This window comes from Candidatus Pelagibacter sp. Uisw_137 (genome assembly GCF_047720245.1).
GTDB lineage: Bacteria > Pseudomonadota > Alphaproteobacteria > Pelagibacterales > Pelagibacteraceae > Pelagibacter.
Genome location: NZ_CP159811.1, coordinates 665,543 through 684,942, shown reverse-complemented (window position 1 = coordinate 684,942; position 19,400 = coordinate 665,543). Strand labels below are relative to the sequence as shown.

21 protein-coding genes are annotated in these 19,400 nt (G+C 26.5%); 14 read left to right on the top strand and 7 right to left on the bottom strand.

The genetic code is table 11. The annotated features are described in order from the left end of the window. The first annotated feature begins 1 nt into the window (after position 1). The 12 genes from tsf to lpxB are packed head-to-tail and all read left to right on the top strand — an operon-like array spanning position 2 to position 10,883. Positions 2 to 853 (top strand): translation elongation factor Ts, encoded by an 852-nt coding sequence (gene tsf / locus ABXT61_RS03745; protein WP_415315918.1) that lies wholly within the window; start codon positions 2 to 4, stop codon positions 851 to 853. After that, complete coding sequence (frr, locus tag ABXT61_RS03740; protein WP_415315917.1) at positions 854 to 1,405, top strand: ribosome recycling factor; 552 nt, start codon at positions 854 to 856, stop codon at positions 1,403 to 1,405. Further along, complete coding sequence (gene uppS / locus ABXT61_RS03735; RefSeq protein ID WP_415315916.1) at positions 1,402 to 2,079, top strand: polyprenyl diphosphate synthase; 678 nt, start codon at positions 1,402 to 1,404, stop codon at positions 2,077 to 2,079. The genes frr and uppS overlap by 4 nt, the downstream gene beginning before the upstream one ends. After that, entirely contained in the window at positions 2,079 to 2,744 is a 666-nt protein-coding gene (locus ABXT61_RS03730) for a phosphatidate cytidylyltransferase (protein WP_415315915.1), read from the top strand. The genes uppS and ABXT61_RS03730 overlap by 1 nt, the downstream gene beginning before the upstream one ends. A gap of 1 nt (position 2,745) precedes the next feature. Next, entirely contained in the window at positions 2,746 to 3,912 is a 1,167-nt protein-coding gene (locus ABXT61_RS03725) for a 1-deoxy-D-xylulose-5-phosphate reductoisomerase (protein ID WP_415315914.1), read from the top strand. 6 nt (positions 3,913 to 3,918) lie between these two features. Further along, a complete protein-coding gene (bamA, locus tag ABXT61_RS03720; protein ID WP_415315913.1) occupies positions 3,919 to 6,159 on the top strand; it encodes an outer membrane protein assembly factor BamA in 2,241 nt (746 codons plus the stop codon). Continuing rightward, the gene (locus ABXT61_RS03715) at positions 6,159 to 6,689 is read left to right on the top strand and encodes an OmpH family outer membrane protein (protein WP_415315912.1); all 531 of its coding nucleotides are present in this window, start codon (positions 6,159 to 6,161) and stop codon (positions 6,687 to 6,689) included. Before bamA ends, ABXT61_RS03715 begins: the two co-directional genes overlap by 1 nt. Positions 6,690 to 6,691: 2 nt before the next feature. Continuing rightward, complete coding sequence (gene fabZ / locus ABXT61_RS03710; protein ID WP_415315911.1) at positions 6,692 to 7,141, top strand: 3-hydroxyacyl-ACP dehydratase FabZ; 450 nt, start codon at positions 6,692 to 6,694, stop codon at positions 7,139 to 7,141. Between the two features lie 56 nt (positions 7,142 to 7,197). Next, entirely contained in the window at positions 7,198 to 8,178 is a 981-nt protein-coding gene (gene lpxD / locus ABXT61_RS03705) for a UDP-3-O-(3-hydroxymyristoyl)glucosamine N-acyltransferase (protein ID WP_415315910.1), read from the top strand. Next, positions 8,175 to 8,954, top strand: coding sequence for an acyl-ACP--UDP-N-acetylglucosamine O-acyltransferase (lpxA, locus tag ABXT61_RS03700; protein ID WP_415315909.1), 780 nt, complete (start codon positions 8,175 to 8,177; stop codon positions 8,952 to 8,954). The genes lpxD and lpxA overlap by 4 nt, the downstream gene beginning before the upstream one ends. Before the next feature lies 1 nt (position 8,955). Then, a complete protein-coding gene (locus tag ABXT61_RS03695) occupies positions 8,956 to 9,750 on the top strand; it encodes an LpxI family protein (RefSeq protein ID WP_415315908.1) in 795 nt (264 codons plus the stop codon). Beyond that, a complete protein-coding gene (lpxB, locus tag ABXT61_RS03690; protein ID WP_415315907.1) occupies positions 9,747 to 10,883 on the top strand; it encodes a lipid-A-disaccharide synthase in 1,137 nt (378 codons plus the stop codon). Before ABXT61_RS03695 ends, lpxB begins: the two co-directional genes overlap by 4 nt. Here the strand turns inward: lpxB and gltX are convergent. From gltX to ABXT61_RS03655, 7 genes are all read right to left on the bottom strand, one after another. Next, positions 10,860 to 12,260, bottom strand: coding sequence for a glutamate--tRNA ligase (gene gltX / locus ABXT61_RS03685; protein WP_415315906.1), 1,401 nt, complete (start codon positions 12,258 to 12,260; stop codon positions 10,860 to 10,862). The genes lpxB and gltX overlap by 24 nt on opposite strands. A 22-nt stretch (positions 12,261 to 12,282) precedes the next feature. After that, the gene (gene lexA, locus ABXT61_RS03680; protein WP_415315905.1) at positions 12,283 to 12,960 is read right to left on the bottom strand and encodes a transcriptional repressor LexA; all 678 of its coding nucleotides are present in this window, start codon (positions 12,958 to 12,960) and stop codon (positions 12,283 to 12,285) included. 88 nt (positions 12,961 to 13,048) lie between these two features. Continuing rightward, positions 13,049 to 13,840, bottom strand: a complete 792-nt coding sequence (locus ABXT61_RS03675) for an indole-3-glycerol phosphate synthase TrpC (RefSeq protein ID WP_415315904.1) — start codon at positions 13,838 to 13,840, stop codon at positions 13,049 to 13,051. Then, positions 13,833 to 14,825, bottom strand: coding sequence for an anthranilate phosphoribosyltransferase (gene trpD, locus ABXT61_RS03670; RefSeq protein ID WP_415315903.1), 993 nt, complete (start codon positions 14,823 to 14,825; stop codon positions 13,833 to 13,835). The genes ABXT61_RS03675 and trpD overlap by 8 nt, the downstream gene beginning before the upstream one ends. Continuing rightward, positions 14,822 to 15,397 carry an anthranilate synthase component II gene (locus tag ABXT61_RS03665; protein ID WP_415315902.1) on the bottom strand — a complete coding sequence of 192 codons (576 nt, stop codon included), beginning with the start codon at positions 15,395 to 15,397 and terminating at the stop codon, positions 14,822 to 14,824. Before ABXT61_RS03665 ends, trpD begins: the two co-directional genes overlap by 4 nt. After that, on the bottom strand, positions 15,397 to 16,851 hold the full coding sequence (trpE, locus tag ABXT61_RS03660) for an anthranilate synthase component I (RefSeq protein WP_415315901.1): 1,455 nt from the start codon (positions 16,849 to 16,851) through the stop codon (positions 15,397 to 15,399). Before trpE ends, ABXT61_RS03665 begins: the two co-directional genes overlap by 1 nt. Then, positions 16,851 to 18,272 carry a SurA N-terminal domain-containing protein gene (locus ABXT61_RS03655; protein ID WP_415315900.1) on the bottom strand — a complete coding sequence of 474 codons (1,422 nt, stop codon included), beginning with the start codon at positions 18,270 to 18,272 and terminating at the stop codon, positions 16,851 to 16,853. Before ABXT61_RS03655 ends, trpE begins: the two co-directional genes overlap by 1 nt. Positions 18,273 to 18,328: 56 nt before the next feature. Between ABXT61_RS03655 and ABXT61_RS03650 the strand changes: the two genes are divergently transcribed. Both ABXT61_RS03650 and secG read left to right on the top strand, forming a co-directional pair. Further along, positions 18,329 to 19,069: a triose-phosphate isomerase gene (locus tag ABXT61_RS03650; protein WP_415315899.1), complete on the top strand. Its 741-nt coding sequence runs from the start codon at positions 18,329 to 18,331 to the stop codon at positions 19,067 to 19,069. Between the two features lie 5 nt (positions 19,070 to 19,074). Then, entirely contained in the window at positions 19,075 to 19,377 is a 303-nt protein-coding gene (gene secG / locus ABXT61_RS03645) for a preprotein translocase subunit SecG (RefSeq protein ID WP_415314295.1), read from the top strand. Positions 19,378 to 19,400: the final 23 nt, after the last annotated feature.

Here is a 19,400-nt window from a genome sequence, read left to right as displayed (position 1 = left end):
TATGAGTGATTTGGAAAAAGTAAAACAATTACGTGAAGCAACTGGTGCTGGATTTAAAGATTGTAACTTGGCAGTTAAAGAATCTGGTGGTGATTTAGATAAAGCAGTAGAAATCTTAAGAGTTAAAGGAATTTCTAAAGCTTCAAAGAAAATGTCAAGAGATGCTAAAGAAGGTGTTATCGCAACCTCTGGAGATACAAGCAAAATATCTGTTATTGAAATTAACTGTGAGACAGATTTTGTTGCTAAGAATGATGACTTTGTATCCTTCGCAAAAGAACTAAGTGAATTGAATAATCAAAATTCATCTGATTTAGAAAAGCTTAATAAATCAAAAATGGGAAATGGTGAAACGGTTGAAGATAGTCTAGTAGCATTAATCTCAAAAATGGGTGAAAAGATAACAGTTGGTAAAGCTAAGACATTTAACCAATCAGGTTCTAAAAATTTTAATTATTTGCATACTGTAGTTAAAGATAATTTATCTAAATTATCAGTTATAGCTTCACTTGAGACTTCAGATGACAGTGATAATGTTAAAGCTTTTGGTAAACAACTTTCAATGCATATTGCAGCATCAAACCCTTTGGCGTTAAGTTCTGATTTGATTGATAAAGATCTACTTCAAAAGGAACAAGATCTTGTCACAGAAGAGTTAAAAAGTTCTGGTAAGCCTGAAGAAATTGCACAAAAAATTAGTTTAGGTAAAATGAATAAATTTAAAGAGGAAAATGCTTTGTTAACACAAGCCTGGGTTATGGAGCCTAAAAAGAAAGTGCAAGATATTATAAAAGAACTTAATATACCTGACTTAAAGATTAATGATTTTTTTAGAATTAAAATAGGTGAATAAATGTTTAATGACAAAACATACAGTCAGAAGATGGATAAAACTATTGAGGTTTTTCAAAAAGAATTAACTTCACTCAGAACTGGAAGGGCAAATTCCTCAATGCTAGACCTTGTTAAGGTTGATGTTTATGGTCAAGCGATGCCATTAAATCAACTTTCAAGTATAACAACTCCGGATGCTAGAACAATTAATATTCAAGTTTGGGACCTTAATAACGTTCCACTTGTAGATACTGCGATAAAAAAATCAGAATTAGGTTTAAACCCTCAAATTGACGGACAATTAATCAGATTACCCGTACCAGATTTAAATGAAGAGAGAAGAACGGAGATTAAAAAATTAATTAAATCTATGGGTGAGAAGTGTAAAATCTCAATTAGAAACATTAGAAGAGAAGCTAATGATGATTTAAAAAGTTTAGTTAAAAACAAAGAAATTAGCGAAGATGATGAAAAAATTAATGAAAAAATAGTACAAACATTTACTGATGATCATATTAAAACTATAGACATTAAAGTTGAAGCCAAAGAAAAAGAAATAATGACAATATGAACCTAGTTAAACATGTTGCCATCATTATGGATGGAAATGGTAGGTGGGGAATTAAACACAAAAATTCAAGAAATGCTGGTCATAGAGCTGGATTAAATAGTGTCGAATCTATTATCAATGAATGTTTAAAGGTAAATATTAATCATTTAACACTTTATACCTTTTCAACTGAAAATTGGAAAAGACCTAAAAAAGAAATAAATTTTTTATTCAACCTTTTGGAAAATTTTTTAACTAATAAAATTAGTAACCTAATTAAAAAAGATATTAAATTAAAATTTATTGGTGAAATAAATAAGTTACCAATTAAATTAAAAAAAATTATAAGAAACGCAGAATTAAGAACATCAAAAAACGTATCTTTACAAGTTAATGTTGCTTTAAATTATGGTTCAAAAAATGAATTAATTAATTCAATAAGAAAAGTAAATAAAAAAAAAATTATGATAAATGAAAGTAATATTGATGATAATTTATTTACAAAAGGTATAATTGATCCAGATATTTTGATAAGAACTGGAAATACACAGAGGTTAAGTAATTTTATGTTATGGCAGTTAGCCTATACTGAAATTTTTTTTGAAAAAAAATTATGGCCTGACTTTAAAAGTAATGATTTTAAGAAAATATTAAATAAATTTAAATCTATAAAAAGAAATTTTGGCTCAATATAATGAATAAAGAATTAAAAAAAAGAATATTCACATCTATTATTTTACTTTCTTTATTGACAGCAATGTATTTTTATACATTTATAATGATTGGTTCAATGATGATTATAGCAATAATTATATGGATTGAATTTTATGCATTGATTTCTAAAATTATAAAAGGCAATAGATATCAGGACCATTTTTTTAGGTATATATCCAAGTTAGCTTCATTATTCTATTTATCTATTTTTGTTTATTTTATATTTATAATAGAATCTGACTATACAGATTTAAAAATATATTTATTGTATTCAGTTTTAGTTGCAATTTTATCTGACATCGGTGGATTAGTATTTGGAAAAACCTTTAAGGGAAAAAAACTTACCAAAATAAGTCCCAATAAAACTGTATTAGGATCCGTTGGTTCATTTGTTTTGTCAATGGTTTTAATACCAATATTCTATAATAAACTAATTACATATGATTTATTATCTTTAATAATGCTAACAATTATAATTTCTTTAATTTCTCAGATAGGAGATTTATTCATTTCCTTATTAAAAAGAAAAGCTAAAGTCAAAGATACTAGTGATCTTTTGCCTGGACACGGTGGACTGCTTGATAGGCTAGATGGCATAATTTTTGCTGCTCCTTCTGGTGTATTGTTATTAAATTCTTTAAATTAATATGAAAAAAAAAATTGTACTTTTAGGCTCCACAGGATCCATTGGTAAATCTTTTTTAAATATTCTAAAAAAAGATAAAAAAAATTGTGATATTTTATTGTTATCTGCAAATAGAAATATTAATGAATTACTTAAACAATTAAAGATTTTTAAAGTTAGAAACATTGTTATTAGAGAAAAAAAAAGTTTTTTAAAAATAAAAAAAATACTTAAAAATAAAAAAATTAATATTTATAATAATTATGATTCAATACATAAAATTTTTAATAAAAAAAAAGTTGACTATATATTAAATGCAATTTCTGGTTTGGATGGTTTAAGCCCCACTTTAAAAACAATTAGGTTTACAAAGAATATCGCAATAGCCAATAAAGAGTCCATCATTTGTGGCTGGTCATTAATAAAAAAAGAGTTAGATAAATTTAAAGTTAAATTCATACCGGTAGATTCAGAGCATTTTTCAATATGGTCTTTAATTGATGGTGCTAAAAATATTAATATAGAAAAAGTATTTATTACAGCATCAGGTGGACCATTTAACAAATTAACTTTAAGTAAGTTTAAAAAAATTACTATAAAACAAGCACTTAAACATCCTAACTGGAAAATGGGAAAAAAAATAACAATAGATTCTGCAACATTGATGAATAAAGTTTTTGAAATTATAGAAGCTAAGAAAATTTTTAATTATAAGTATAGTCAATTAAAAATCTTAATTCATCCAGCTTCTTATGTTCATGCTATTATTAAATTTAATAATGGCTTAACTAAAATGTTAATACACGATACTAATATGAAAATTCCAATTTTTAACTCTTTTTACAGTAAATTTGAAAAAAAAATTCAAACACAAAAACTTAACTTTAATCTTTTAAATAAACTTAATTTTACAAACGTAGATACTGCTAAATTTCCAGTTGTAAAAATTTTAAAGAAGATGCCACTCAATGACTCTTTATTTGAAACTGTTCTTGTTAGTGCGAACGATAAGCTGGTTGATTTATTTTTGAAGAAAAAAATAACATTTAATCAAATATCAACTTTCTTATTGAAAATAATCAAAATGAAGGAATTTACAAAATTTAAAAGATTTAAGGTCAAAAATATTGAAGAAATCATCAAATTAAACAGTTATGTAAGTTTGAAAATTAATAAATTAACTATATAAAACCTTATGTTTAAAACGATTATAAGAATTAATTTTATTTTTTTCTTCATTTCCTCCCTATCTATAGCCCAAACAATAATCGATATTAAGGTAGATGGTAATAAGAGAATATCTAAAGAATCCATAATAGTTTTTGGCAATATTAAATTTGATAAAGATTACAATGATGATGACTTAAATACAGTTCTTAAGAATATTTATGAGACAAATTTTTTTAAAGAAATTAACTTAGAAATTAATAATTCAATCTTAGAGATTTCTGTCATTGAAAATCCAATCATTGAAGATGTCCAAATAAATGGTATTAAAAGTGCAAATTTAACTGAGCTATTATTTGATAAGATTAAATTAAAAAACCGTAGCTCTTTTGTTGAATCATTGTTTCTATCAGATTTAAATTTAGTAAAGAATATTTTGAAAAGTAGCGGATATTACTTCGCTGATGTTAAAACTACCTTCACATTAAATGAAGAACAAAATTCTACAAGACTTACTTACGATATAAATTTAGGCAAAAGAGCTAAAATCCATGAAGTGCAATTTATTGGAGATAAAAAAATTAAAGATAGAAAACTTATGAATATTATCACCTCTGAAGAGTCTAAATTTTGGAAATTTATTTCACAATCTATTTATCTTAATTCCGAAAGAATAGAATTAGACAAAAGATTATTAACAAATTTTTATAAAAATAATGGGTATTATAATGTAAAAATAACAAACTCTTTTGTTGAATTTAATAATGAAGATTCTTTTAAGTTAATTTTCAATATTAATTCTGGTGAAAAATTTATATTTAACGAATTAACTTTAGTATTATCTGATGACTACGATTCAAAATATTTTATGAAAATTAATGAATCTTTAGTAGATTTAAAAAATCAAGAGTACTCATTGGATAAAGTCGAAAAAATTTTAAGAGAGGTTGATAAAATAGCGCTTACTAAACAATACCAATTTATTGACGCATCACTAGATGAAACAATAATAGGTAAAAATAAATTGAACATTTCATTTTCTTTAAAAGATAATGAAAAATTTTATGTTGAAAAAATTAACATACTAGGAAATAATTATACTATTGAAGAGGTTATTAGAAACTCTTTAATAGTAGATGAGGGTGATCCTTATAATGAAATTTTATTCAACAAATCTGTAAACAATATTAAAGCAAAAAATATTTTTTCAAAAGTAGAAACTAACATTATTCCAGGTTCTAGCGAAGGTCTTAAGGTGGTAAATCTTACTGTTGAAGAAAAACCTACTGGAGAAATTTCTTTAGGTGCTGGTATTGGAACATCAGGCGGTACAATAGGTGGAGGTATAAAAGAAAACAATTTTTTAGGAAAGGGGATTAAATTAAATACAAATTTACAATTTTCAGAAAATGCTATTAAGGGACAATTTATATATGAAAAACCTAATTTTAATTATTCAGATAACTCTTTATTTACCTCTATAAGAAGTACCAGTACTGATAATATAGCTGACTTTGGTTATAAAACATCAGATTTAGGTGTATCCCTAGGTACTTCTTTTGAACAATTTGAAAATTTATACTTTAGACCTGAGGTTGATATCTCCTATGAAAAACTTAAAACAACAAGCGCTGCATCAGCATCTTTAAAAAAACAAGAGGGAAATTATCTTGATAGTTATTTTAACTATTCTTTAGACTATAACTTAACAAATAAAAGATTTCGTCCAGATGAAGGTTTTAGAAATGTATTTAGCCAGGAATTACCAGTAATTTCAGATAATTATGAAATTGTTAATTCATTTGAGTCAACCAGATATCAGAAAATATCAGAAATGGTTACCAAAGTTAGCTTTTATGGAAAAGCTGTAAATTCACTTGGTAATGAAGATGTAAGAATCTCAAAAAGGTTATTTATGCCTAGCAGCAAACTAAGAGGCTTTGAATCTGGTAAAATTGGTCCGCTTGAAAATAATGACTACATTGGTGGTAATTATATTTCTGCTTTAAATTTCAGCACTACATTACCTAAATTTTTACCATCCTTTCAAAATATAGATTTTTCTCTATTTGTTGATGCTGCAAATGTATGGGGTGTAGATTATGATAGTGCTATTGATGATAATAATAAAATTAGAAGCTCAACAGGGGTGGCAATGGATATATTAACACCAATTGGACCTCTAAATTTTTCACTGTCTCAACCTATTACTAAAAACTCTACTGATAAAACCGAAAGTTTTAGATTTAATCTTGGCACAACATTTTAATGACTTTCAAAAAATTTAGTATTTATTTAACCACACTATTTATTCTTTTTTATACAAATATTGCTCTATCAAATAATAATATTTACTATCTAGATATAGATTATTTGATGAATAATTCACTAGCTGGCAAGTCAATCATTAAGAAATTAGATGAAAAAACTAAATTTAATAAAAAAAAGTTTGAAGAAATTGAAAAAAAGTTACAAACTGAAGAAAAGAATATAATTTCAAAAAAAAATATTTTAAGTGAAAAAGAATATATCAATGAAGTGCAGCTATTTAAAAAAAAAGTTGAAGACTACAAACTATCTCGAAGTAAAACAATTAATCAAATCACAAAAATAAAAAATGTTGCCCAAAGGAGTCTTACTGAGTCACTTACACCAATCCTTGCAGAGTATGCTAAAAAAAATTCTATCTCATACATCATTCCAAAACAGGGTATTATAATAGGTAAAAAAGAATTGGATATTACAAGTTCAATACTTGAAATTTTAAATTCAAAAATTAAAAGTATAGAATTACAATAATTATGACCAATAAATTAAATAAAAAAGAAATAATCGATTTATTGCCTCATAGAGAGCCCATGCTCCTTATAGAAGAGTTAACTAATATCAAAAAATTATTTTCTGCAACTGCAATTGTCAATGTTAAGAAAGATAGTTTTTTTGTACAAGGACATTTTCCTAACAATCCCGTTATGCCGGGAGTTTTGATTGTTGAAGCTTTTGGTCAAGCAGCTGCAGCTCTTACTGCGCATGGGATTGATAGAGAAACTTATGAAAACAAACTTGTTTTTTTAATGGGTATTGAGAAAGCAAGATTTAGAAACCCAGTTATTCCAGACTGCAAACTAGAATTAAATATAGAAGCAATTAGATCTCATGGAAGAGTCTGGAAGTATAAGGGTGAAGCATTCGTTGATGGAAAAAAAATGGCTGATGCTCTATGGTCAGCTACTATTGTTGATAAAAAATAATTAGTAATAATTCTTGATAAGCAAACCTTTAAAATTTTTGATAAAAAACTTTATCAATGATTAATCCATTTTTTAAAAATAAAGGTCCTATAAAAATTGATGATATTTTAATTTCTGCAAATATTAGTAATAAATATAAATATGTTGAAAAAAATATTTTAGATATCAAGGATCTTGTTACAGCATCAAATACAGATATTACCTTTTTTCATTCAAAAAAATATGAAGCTGTGGCTTCAATCACTAAAGCTGCTTATTGCTTAACTACTAAGCAATTATCAAGTATATTACCAAAAAATTGCAAACCTATTGAGGTTGATAATGTTCTTATCTCTACTGCAATGATCACTAAAATATTTTATCCAGATTCTGTTACTGATGATTTTGATCCCCAAACCGAAAATATTGAAAAAACTATTTTACATAAGACTGTAATACATGGTCATAATGTATTAGTAGGAAAAAATGTTAAAATTGGGCTCAATTCTTCAATAGGACATAATTCAATAATTGAAAGCAATGTAATTATTGGCGATAATTGTTCAATAGGATCTAATGTAATTGTCAGAAATACTTTAATTAAAAATAATGTTTATATTTTAGACGGATGTGTAATTGGAAAAAAAGGTTTTGGTTTCTTTCCAAATAAAGATGGAAATACTAGATATCCTCATATAGGAATTGTAATAATTGAAGATAATTGTGAAATAGGATGTGGCTCTACAATTGATAGAGGTTCCCTATCTAATACTGTTATTGGAAAAAATACTTTTTTAGACAATCAAGTACACATAGCACACAATAATAAGATTGGTGAGAACTGCATTATCGCCGGTCAAGTTGGATTTGCAGGGAGCTCTACATTAGGAAATAATGTTATGATTGGTGGACAAGCAGGAGTATCAGGTCACTTAAAAATTGGTAATAATGTACAAATAGGTGGTGGTTCAGGTGTTATTAAGAATATTCCAGATAATTCTAAAGTAATGGGCTACCCTGCTAGAAATTTAAAAAAATTTATTAAGGATAATCAATGATACACAAAACTGCAATAGTTGACCCAAAGGCTAAAATTTCTTCAAATATTACAATAGGAGCATATTCTGTAATAGGTCCAGATGTAGAGATTGATGAAAATACAATTATTCATTCTCATGTTAATATTTCAGGGCATACAAAAATTGGTAAAGAAAATAAGATTTTTCCATTCACATCCATAGGCAGTGACCCTCAAGATTTAAAATATAATGGTGAAGAAACTAGATTAATTATTGGTGATAAAAATACTATTAGGGAATATGTTACAATAAATCCTGGTACTAAAGGCGGTGGTGGAAAAACACTAATAGGAGATAACTGTCTTTTTATGATTTCATCACACGTTGCGCATGATTGTTTAGTTGGAAATAACGTCATTATTGCCAATAATGTACCTCTAGGTGGACACGCCACAATAGAGGACAACGTAGTTATAGGTGGCAACTCAGCAGTCCAACAATTTACTAGAATAGGTAAAATGGCAATGATTGGTGGAATGACAGGTGTTTTGAACGATGTTATACCTTATGGATTATCAACTGGTAACAGAAACTCTTTACAAGGGTTAAACTTGATAGGTTTAAGAAGATCTAAGTTCGAAAATAAAGAAATTTTAGGCTTGAGCGAAGCTTATAAGATAATATTTGCAACAAAAAATATAATGGAAAATATAAGTAATTTAAATGGTTCTTTTAAAGAAAATACATTAGTTAAAGAGATAATCGAATTTATTACAAAAGATAAAAAAAGATCTATTTGTACACCATTTTCATAAGATGATAGGCTTAATTTTTGGTGATACAGATTTTCCAATTGAAATTCTTAAAACAATTAAGAAAAAAAAAATAAACTATTTGATAATAGATTTATCAAAATCAAAAAAATTTAAAAATGATAAAAGATCTTATGCAGTTTCTATTGGCCAATTTGGTAAGATAATCAATATTTTGAAAGAAAATAAGTGTAAAAAAGTCATATTTGCTGGCAAAGTTAATAAACCTAATTTTTCTAAATTAAAATTAGATTTTAAAGGATTATATTATATTCCAAGAATAATTAGAGCATCAAAACTTGGAGATGCTGCTATTCTCAAAGAAATCATAAAAATATTAACACATCACAAGATAAAAACAGAAAGATCTTTGAGATTTAACCCTGAACTTAATCTTAAAAAGGGAAACTATTCAAAGATCAAACCTAATAATCAAGACAGATTAGATATTATGAAAGCAATTAATACATTAAATAATTTAGGGCAATACAATTTTAGCCAAGGTGTTGTTGTAAGAAATAAAAAAGTTGTTTTAATTGAAGGAATTGGAGGAACTGAAAAAATGCTCAAAAATAGTAAAAGTAAAAAATTTAGAAATCATGGAGTTTTAGTTAAATTTCCTAAAAAAAAGCAAGATCTCAGAGTTGACCTACCAACCATTGGTTTAAAAACTTTAAAACAAAGTAAAATTGCTGGATTAAAAGGTATAGTTATTAAAAGTAAACAAAATGTTTTTTTAGATAAAAAAAAATGCATAAACTTTGCTAATAAAAATAAAATGTTCATTACAGTAAAATGAAAAAAATATTTATTCTAACTGGTGAGCCTTCGGGAGATAAACTTGCTTCAAAAGTAATTTCTAAACTGAAAGATAATAATTCTAACATTGAGTATTTATGCGTCGGTGGAAATCATTTAAGTTCACTAGGTATTAGATCAATTTTTGATTTAAAAGAAATAACCTATATTGGCTTTACTAGTGTTTTGTTAAATATTTTCAAAATTAATAGTAAAATAAATAAAACAGTTGATGAAATAGTAAAATTTGATCCAGATATCTTGTTTAGTGTAGACAGTCCTGATTTTACATTAAGAGTTTCCGAAAGAGTAAAAAAATTAAATAGAAACATTAAAACTATTCATTATGTTGCTCCACAAGTATGGGTTTGGAGAATGGGAAGGTTAAAGAAATTTAAAAATTTTTTAGATCATGTTTTATTGTTATTCGAGTTTGAAAAAAGATATTTTGATAAAGAAGGGATACCCAATACATTTGTCGGTCATCCTTTGCTAGAACAAGAAAAAAAAAATAAAACTGATATAACCAATATCATATCTATTGATAAAAAAATTATTTCACTTTTTTCTGGTAGCAGGTCTTCAGAAATAAATTTACTTTTGCCTATTTTAATTAGTTTTATTAATTTAATGAATGCAAACTTTGATAATTATCTATTTGTTTTTCATGCAACTGAAGAAAATAAAAATCTAATCAATGAAAAAATAAAAATTTCTAATTTACAAAATGTTGAGGTTATTTCTGATGAAAATATTAAGAGACAAGTATTAGATAGATCTACTTTTGCTGTTTCTAAATCTGGAACAGTTTCACTTGAAATTTGCAATGCTAAGGTGCCATCTTTAATAATTTATAAAATGAATTTTATAAATTATTTAATAGTTAAATTATTAGTAAAGATTGAGTATGCAAATATTATTAATATAATTAATAAAAAAGAAATTATTCCTGAATTAATTCAAAAAGAATGTAATGCAAAAGAAATTTATAATTCAGTTGTTTATTTTTTAAAAAATCCTGAAATGATGAGACAGCAAGTTAATGATTGTGAAAAAACTTTAAGTCAAATTAGATCAAAAACCTCATCTTCTGTTGAAGCTTCTTTGGTATTAGATAAGTTTCTTATTAGTTAATCTCTTTATTATCTCTTCTTTATCTAAAGATAAAATAATATCATAAATACCTGGTCCAAACTTAGAGCCAGTTAATGCTATCCTTAGTGGCTGTCCAACCCCTTTAAAATTTGTATCATTTGATTTAATAAGCTCATTAATGATAGGTTCTAATGTTTCTTTGCTTAGTATATCCACCTTTACTAATTGATTATTAAAACCCGCAATTACTTTTTTTGCCTCATCGTCAATTAATTTCATATCTTGTTGATTAAATGATACTTCATCAAGGACGATGTATTGTCCATTGTTAAATATATCCTCTAAAGTTTTTGCTTTATTTCTTAAAAAAGTTAGTGACTTTTCAATCTTATCTACTTTATCAGACTTAATTTCATTTTTAAATAATTTGCAGTATTTGATGAATTGATCAAATAAATCTTTTTCATCCATATTTTTTATGTAGTATTCATTCATAGATAGAATTCTGCTCATATCTAATTTAGATGGGGATTTACCAATTCCTTCTAAATTAAAGTATTTAATACTTTCATCTAAGGTAAATATTTCTTTATCCTCAAAAGACCATCCAAGTCTTAGAAGATAGTTTCTAAGTGCATCTGGCATAATTCCTATTTTAGAATAATCATCCAATGTTGAGGCATTATCTCTTTTAGATAGTTTTTTGCCTTCAATTGTATGAATAAGAGGTATATGCGCAAACTGAGGCAGCTCCCATTTCATAGCTAAATATATTTGTATTTGTTTAAAAGTATTAATCTTATGGTCATCTCCTCTAATAATATGAGACATGCCCATTTGATGATCATCTACTGTTGATGATAAATTGTATGTTGGTGTACCATCATTTCGTAAAATTATAAAATCTTCTATTGTAATATTTTCTATCTCAACATTACCTTGAACTAAATCATTCAGTACAGTTGTTCCTTCAATTTTACTTTTAAATCTAATTACAGGCTTAATATTTTTTGGAGCATCTGCTTCTGTAAGATCTCTCCATTTTCTATTATAGATATAAGGAAGTTTTTTTTGCCTAGCTCCTTTTTTTTGCTCTTCAATTTCTTCACTAGAACAATAACATTTATAAGCATTCCCACTCATAAGTAACTGGTTTGCAATATTTATATGATCATCAATTTTAGTTGATTGGATATATTCATCACCATCATACTCTATGCCAATCCATTTTAAAGATTTAATAATTTGAATTTTGTGCTCATCTTTAGACCTTTCCTTGTCTGTATCTTCAATTCTTAAATGAAAGGTTCCATTTTTATTTTTTGAATATAGCCAATTAAATAAAGCAGTTCTTACACCACCAATATGGAGAGCTCCAGTTGGAGAGGGAGCAAATCTTGTTGCTACTTTTAACATCAGTGATTTTTAAACTATTTTCTTAGAAGTTTCTATATAAAGATACTAGAACACCTTGAACTTTTACCCTATCTGGACCAAATATTTTAGTTTCATAATTTCTATTTGCACTTTCAAGTGCTACAGTTTTTCCTTTTCTTCTAATTCTTTTCAACATTGCCTCATGCTCATCTATTAAAGCTACAACAATTTTACCATTATCCGCAGTATCAGATCTTCTTATGATAACTGTATCACCTTCATTAATGCCAGCTTCAATCATTGAATCACCTTGAACTTTTAGACCAAAATATTGACCATTTTTTTCAAGATTACTTGGAAGAGGTATTCGAGAAACTTCATTTTGTATTGCCTCTACAGGTGTTCCTGCAGCTATGCTACCTAGCACAGGTATTTCCATTTCATTTAAGTAGGTTTTTTCTGTATCTAGACCACCCTTGATAACACTAGGTGAAAAGCTATTATAAATATCATTAGCAGAAGCTGTCTCAGGAAGCTTTATAACCTCTAAAGCTCTTGCTTTATGAGCTAACCTTCTAATAAAACCCCTTTCTTCTAAGGCACTTATTAATCTGTGAATTCCTGATTTAGACTTTAAATTTAAAGAATCCTTCATTTCCTCGTATGAAGGAGATACACCTGAGGCTCTCAACTTTTTGTTGATGAATAAAAGCAGGTTTTTTTGTTTTTTAGTTAACATAAGAACAAATAAAGTACAAAATCTGTTCTACAAGTGTTCTTCTAATTCAGCAATAGCTAAAAAGTGTTATAAATAGGTATTTATTTGACTAAAGAACCGAAAAAATCGAATTTTTATCTAAATTTTTTAAAAGTGATTCACCAATTAAAAAAGTTTTTATTTCTGTTTTGTTTTCTAAAGAAAGAAGTTCTTCCTTTGTCTTAATTCCACTTTCAGAAATTATAGGAGATGAGTGATTACTTAAAACGTTATAGATATCACAAGTTGTATTAAGGTCTGTTTTTAAAGTTTTAAGATTTCTATTATTTATTCCAATTAATGCTTCTTTAAAGTTAAGAGCTTTCTTGGCTTCCTCAATTGTATGCACCTCAACAATTATTGACATATTAAGTTTCAGAGCTTCTTCGTATAATTCATTAGCAAGGTCATCAGAGACACCAGCTAATATAATTAATATTGCATCTGCTCCATAACTTTTTGCAAGAGGTACTTGAAATTTATCAATAAAGAAATCCTTACAAAGAACGGGTAAGTTTATTTTTTCTTTTACTTTGCTAATATCAATTAGATTACCTAAAAAGAAATCTTCTTCAGTAAGAATTGATAAACATGTTGCTTTATTATTATTATAGATTTTTGCTATTTCTATAGGGTTATAATTATCTATTATTACACCAGCAGATGGGCTTGCTTTTTTTATTTCTGCAATTAAAGAAATTTTATTATTATCAACATTATTTTGAATTTTATCTTTAAAGTTAATATATGTTTTATTTTGATCTATTTGTTCATTTAAAGAATTTAATGAAATTGATTTTTTTAATAAATCAATTTTTTCAACTTTTTTTTTAATAATTTCCTTTAGAACGTCTTTAGACATTTTGAATTTCCTTTAAGTCATTGTATGTTTTTCCTGATAAAATATGTGTTCTTGCTTCATTATATGCATCAACAAATACTGCATGTTTTTCAGAAACAATAAGTCCTGCTGCTGCATTTAAACAAACGGCTTTAGAAAAATCATTATCTTCACCTTTAAATATATCCAACATCTTGTTTGCATTGAATTTTGCATCATCACCAAGCAAATCTTTAAATTCATTTGCATTTATATTTAGTTTTATAGGATCGATTACTATTTCAGAAACCTCACCATTTTTTAATTGAACTACATTAGTTTTTGAATAGGGTGATATTTCATCTAATCCATCTTCACTATTTACAATCCATGCAAATTTAATGTTTAAATTATTCAAAGCATCAGCAAAAATTTTTAATAGCTTTTTATCAAAAACACCAACTACTTGTCTTTCAACTAGGGCAGGGCTACTCAAAGGACCAATCATATTAAAGATTGTTCTTTTGCCTATTTTTTTCCTAGTAGGTCCAACAAATCTCATTGCATTGTGATAATTTGGTGCAAACATAAAACCAAAATTATTTTTTTTAATTTGCTCCTCAATATCTTTAGGATCTAAATCTATTTTTATGTTTAAAGCTTCTAAAACATCACCAGACCCACATTTAGAGGAAACAGCCTTATTGCCATGTTTTGCCACTTTAATGCCCATACTAGATAGAAGTAGCGCTGATGCTGTTGAGATATTGAGTGTATTCATGCCGTCTCCACCTGTACCACAGGTATCAATACAATCATTAACATTAACTCTTTTAGATTTATTTCTTAGTACGTAAACTCCTCCAGCAATTTCATCTGAGATTTCACCTTTAGCTGAAAGTAGTGTTAAAAAATCAAATATTTCATCATCTGATGCTTTACCGTCCATTAGTATTTCAAAAGCATTTTTGCTTTCATTAAACGATAAGTCTTGTTTATTTTTTAATTTATCTATGAAAATTTTCATGCGCTTTTGTAATTAATAAAATTCTTTAATATTTTAATTCCAATCATAGTTTTTATACTTTCAGGGTGAAATTGAACACCGTGGATGTTATATTCTTTGTGCATTATACCCATGATAACCCCATCTTTTGTTTCAGCAGTAATTACAAGTTGATCAGATAACGTTTTTTTATCAACCATGAGACTATGGTATCTTGTAGCTACAAATTTAGCAGGAAGGTTTTTAAGTATACCTATTTTTTTTGATTTTATGATACTCGTTTTCCCATGCATTAACTTATTTGCTTGAATAATATTTGAACCAAAAACTTGACCAATAATTTGATGACCTAAACAAACACCAAGAATGGGTATTTTTTTATAAAGTGCTTTTACTATTTTAATACAATTTCCTGATTGATTAGGATTACCAGGGCCAGGCGATATAATAATTTTGTCATATTTACTCTTCAATATTTGTTGATGGGTAATTTTATCATTTCTAACTACATCAACCGTAACACTGAGTGATGACACATAATGATATAAGTTGAATGTAAAACTATCATAGTTATCTATTAATATAATTTTCATTATTTTAACGCATTCATTAAAGCTTTTGCCTTATTTACAGTTTCTTCGTATTCTTTAATTGGATTACTGTCAGCTACTATCCCTGCACCAGCTTGAACATAGAATTTTTTGTTTTTTGCAACTGCAGTTCTTAAGGCAATGCATGTGTCAAACTCACCATTTGCAGAAAAATAACCTATCCCTCCAGCATAAACTTTTCTTTTAGTCGTTTCCAGTTCATCAATAATTTCCATAGCTCTAATTTTTGGTGCACCAGAAACAGTTCCAGCAGGAAATCCAGCAAGTAGTGATTTAAATTTTGAAAATTTTTTATTGTAAACACCCATCACATTAGAAACTATATGCATTACATGAGAGTACTTTTCGATCATAAAACTTTCTGTAACTTTAACAGTTCCTATTTTAGAAACTTTACCAGCATCATTCCTTCCTAAGTCAAGCAGCATCAAATGTTCAGAAAGTTCTTTTTTATCTTTAAGTAAATCTTTAGCAAAAAATTTATCTTCTTTTAAATTTTTACCTCTAGGTCTAGTTCCGGCAATTGGTCTAACGGTAATTTTGTTATCTCTTAGTCTAACTAAAATTTCTGGACTAGCTCCTATAATTTGAAAATCATCAAAATTAAAAAAATACATAAATGGAGAGGGGTTAGTAATTCTAAGTTTTTTATAAATTTCCAATGGTTTTTTAGATAATTTAGCTTCAAACCTTTGACTTAAGACGACTTGAAAAATGTCTCCAATTTTTATGTATTTTTTTGCTTTATTCACCATCTTTAAAAACTTATTTTTGGTGGTGTTGGATTTAATTTTTATATTGGTGATAACATTTTTATTAAAATCTTTTTTTTGAAGAGAGGCTTGAATTAATAAATCATTAATTTGGCTTTCAATTTCAATGTATTTATTTTTATAATTTGTAATTTTTTCATCCTTAAAGATATTAACAATATAAAAAATCTTCTTTTTTAAGTTATCGTGAATAACTAACACCCTTGGTCTTAAAAGCCTTACATCGGGGAGTTTTAAATCATCTATACATTTGTTTGGTATTTTTTCTATATATCTAATTGAGTCATAAGAAAAATAACCAGAAATTAGTGAACTAATAGGAGGCAGTCCTGAAGGTATCTTAAATTTAAATCCTTCAATTATCTTTTCTATAATTTTTTCAGGATTTCCTATAATTCTTTTTTTAGTTTTGTTTGTAACTAAATATGAATTGTTATTATTGAATTCCCAAATTTTATCAGGGTTTTTACCAAAAATAGTATATCTACCTCTTATTTTTCCCTTTTCTACAGATTCAAAAACAAAACTATTTTTTTCTAGAAGAAAATTATCAATTAGATTTAAGACTTCGTCGTCATTTCTTATTTTTCTTGCGGTATAGAGGATTTGATTTTTGTTTCTTTTATGCTGAAACTTAAAATCATTAAAGTTTCGATTTAACATTATTTAAAATAATTTTTAACTCGCTCAAGTGTTTTTTCATTCACAACAACTTGGTATCTGTTATTTAAAAATAAATCATATGATTTTAAGATATTGTTTTTGCTTTGAGCTCCCTCTTCAGAAGATATTTTTTCAAAATTAGTAGAATTTTTGTTAATGTTATTTTCTTCGTATTGAACAGTTTTTGCAATGAACACATCATTTTCTTTATTTGCAATTAATGTAAATGAATTTACAGGAAGAGAGTAGAGTATTTGAATAGAGTTTGTTTCAAATTTTTTAGTATCTTTTATAGAATCTAATTTAATTTCTCTTATATTATTTTTTCCAAGTTCGTCAAATGAAGCTTGATTAAATGTTTTTTTATTTATTTTATCTAAAATATTTTTATTAAATTCAAACTTTTCTTTTTGAAATAGAAGGTTTGTAATTTGTTCTTTAAATATGGGATTTTCAAGATCGGGTAATTTAGAGATTGAATTATTTATATTGTAAAAAACATAAGCACCATTTTTTTCAAGAATTTCAATTTTATCTTTTCTAGAATTGTAGATCATATTTTCTACTATTTTTTTATCATCAAGATTTATGTATGAATTAACTTCAGTAGGGGACATATTTAAATTTTTAACTATAGTTTTAAAGTCAATATTTTTTGATATTTGGTTTTCTATATCATCAATTTTATCAAAAAATGCTTTATTAAAATCATCAATACCTAGTAAATTTTTTGGACTAATTTTAACATAAGAGAAATCAATGTAATCTTGTTTTAATTTTTCTGCATTTTCTTCAACAAAAAATTTAATATCATTATCTGTAAACATTTCATTTTTCTTATAAAAGGTGCTTAGATCGATATACTGGATATCTAATTTATTGTTATTTTCTTTATAAAATTTATTAATTAAAAACTCTGGTGTTTTTGTTCCGCCACTTATGTAGGTAAATAATTGTTTTTGAAGTTCATTATTTTTTAATCGTATCTCAAACATTGGTGCTGAAGAGTTATTTGTTAATAGAAATTTTTCATACAATGTTCTTTGAAATAATCCATTTTCATCTTGAAAATTTTTATTATTTTTAATTTTTCTAATCAATACATCTTCTGTGATTGAAAGATTAAGTTCGTCAATTTCAAGATCAAGAAGTTTTGTAGATACTAATGTAGTTAAAAGTTCTTCAATAATATTTTTATCAATATTTTCTTTTATTACTTGTTGGCTTAATCCTGATTCATTTAAATAATTCATAAAATCTTGTGTAGAAATGTTAGTATTATTTATCTTAGCTATATTATTTTGATTTCCAGTACTAAATCCTCCACCAAATCCACCAAAGCCAAAAGCTATTATAATAACAAAAATCAGTATCAAGCCACCAATCTTTTTTTTTGTAAAATTTTTAAATGGATTTATCATTACATTATTAATTTATTGATCTTTAAAATATCAAGCTATAGATTAAATTTTTCATTATGACAAATAAATATATGTATTTTGTAGCAAATTGGAAAATGTACGGGAATTTATCTTCCTTAAATACATTGGATAAAGTTATTAAATTTTCAAAATCTAAAGAAATAAAGGGAGGTAGATTAATTTATTGCCCTCCAAATACTTTAATAAGTTCTTTTTCAAAAAAATTTAGTAATTGTCAAATTGGTATTGGTGGACAAAATTGTCATGAAAGTAAAGATTATGGTGCTCACACAGGTCATGTTAATTCCCGTATGTTAAAAAATATTGGTGCACATTTTGTAATCATTGGTCATTCAGAAAATAGAGAACAGGGTGAAAGTGATAAACTAATTAATCTAAAAATTAAAAGTGCTCTTGAAGCTAAATTAAAAGTTATTTTTTGTATCGGTGAAACTTTAAGTGAAAAAAGAAAAAAAAAGACACGCTCAACCTTATCCAAACAAATTAAAATTGGTTTAAAAAATATTAAAAATAAATCAAATATTTTTTTAGCTTATGAACCTGTTTGGGCTATAGGCAGTGGTCTTATACCGAAACCTCAAGATCTTTTTAAAACAGTAGAATTCATCAAAAGTAAATTTAAAGATAAATTACCAAAAATTTTATATGGGGGTTCTGTAAATCCCCAAAATATAACAATCTTAAGAGAAATTAATAATATTGATGGTTTTTTAATTGGTGGAGCATCTCAAAATGCTAAAAAATTTATTGATATAGTCAAAAAAACATATAGTTAACCCTCATGGAAAATATTCTACTAGTAGTCAACTTAGTACTAGCAACAGTACTTGTGCTTTTGATACTAGTCCAAAAATCTGAAGGTGGAGCACTTGGCATAGGTGTTTCTCAAGATAATTTTATGCTTTCCAGATCTGCTGGTAATTTTATGGGCAAGGCTACAGCAGTAGTTGCAACTTTATTCATAATTTGTAGCTTAGCTTTAACAATAATTTCTAGAGGTGAGTTAACACCCACATCTTCCGTATTGGATATCATTGAAGAAAAGTCTAGTGATACACCTTCAATTCCTGAAAACAATAATTAATCCTTTTAAACTCATTAATTAAT

What these genes read in the sequence shown, in the direction of transcription:
- tsf (WP_415315918.1), top strand. Translation starts at nt 2, where the DNA reads ATGAGTGATTTGGAAAAAGTAAAACAATTACGTGAAGCAACTGGTGCT.
- frr (WP_415315917.1), top strand. Translation starts at nt 854, where the DNA reads ATGTTTAATGACAAAACATACAGTCAGAAGATGGATAAAACTATTGAG.
- uppS (WP_415315916.1), top strand. Translation starts at nt 1,402, where the DNA reads ATGAACCTAGTTAAACATGTTGCCATCATTATGGATGGAAATGGTAGG.
- ABXT61_RS03730 (WP_415315915.1), top strand. Translation starts at nt 2,079, where the DNA reads ATGAATAAAGAATTAAAAAAAAGAATATTCACATCTATTATTTTACTT.
- ABXT61_RS03725 (WP_415315914.1), top strand. Translation starts at nt 2,746, where the DNA reads ATGAAAAAAAAAATTGTACTTTTAGGCTCCACAGGATCCATTGGTAAA.
- bamA (WP_415315913.1), top strand. Translation starts at nt 3,919, where the DNA reads ATGTTTAAAACGATTATAAGAATTAATTTTATTTTTTTCTTCATTTCC.
- ABXT61_RS03715 (WP_415315912.1), top strand. Translation starts at nt 6,159, where the DNA reads ATGACTTTCAAAAAATTTAGTATTTATTTAACCACACTATTTATTCTT.
- fabZ (WP_415315911.1), top strand. Translation starts at nt 6,692, where the DNA reads ATGACCAATAAATTAAATAAAAAAGAAATAATCGATTTATTGCCTCAT.
- lpxD (WP_415315910.1), top strand. Translation starts at nt 7,198, where the DNA reads ATGATTAATCCATTTTTTAAAAATAAAGGTCCTATAAAAATTGATGAT.
- lpxA (WP_415315909.1), top strand. Translation starts at nt 8,175, where the DNA reads ATGATACACAAAACTGCAATAGTTGACCCAAAGGCTAAAATTTCTTCA.
- ABXT61_RS03695 (WP_415315908.1), top strand. Translation starts at nt 8,956, where the DNA reads ATGATAGGCTTAATTTTTGGTGATACAGATTTTCCAATTGAAATTCTT.
- lpxB (WP_415315907.1), top strand. Translation starts at nt 9,747, where the DNA reads ATGAAAAAAATATTTATTCTAACTGGTGAGCCTTCGGGAGATAAACTT.
- gltX (WP_415315906.1), bottom strand. Translation starts at nt 12,260, where the DNA reads ATGTTAAAAGTAGCAACAAGATTTGCTCCCTCTCCAACTGGAGCTCTC.
- lexA (WP_415315905.1), bottom strand. Translation starts at nt 12,960, where the DNA reads ATGTTAACTAAAAAACAAAAAAACCTGCTTTTATTCATCAACAAAAAG.
- ABXT61_RS03675 (WP_415315904.1), bottom strand. Translation starts at nt 13,840, where the DNA reads ATGTCTAAAGACGTTCTAAAGGAAATTATTAAAAAAAAAGTTGAAAAA.
- trpD (WP_415315903.1), bottom strand. Translation starts at nt 14,825, where the DNA reads ATGAAAATTTTCATAGATAAATTAAAAAATAAACAAGACTTATCGTTT.
- ABXT61_RS03665 (WP_415315902.1), bottom strand. Translation starts at nt 15,397, where the DNA reads ATGAAAATTATATTAATAGATAACTATGATAGTTTTACATTCAACTTA.
- trpE (WP_415315901.1), bottom strand. Translation starts at nt 16,851, where the DNA reads ATGTTAAATCGAAACTTTAATGATTTTAAGTTTCAGCATAAAAGAAAC.
- ABXT61_RS03655 (WP_415315900.1), bottom strand. Translation starts at nt 18,272, where the DNA reads ATGATAAATCCATTTAAAAATTTTACAAAAAAAAAGATTGGTGGCTTG.
- ABXT61_RS03650 (WP_415315899.1), top strand. Translation starts at nt 18,329, where the DNA reads ATGACAAATAAATATATGTATTTTGTAGCAAATTGGAAAATGTACGGG.
- secG (WP_415314295.1), top strand. Translation starts at nt 19,075, where the DNA reads ATGGAAAATATTCTACTAGTAGTCAACTTAGTACTAGCAACAGTACTT.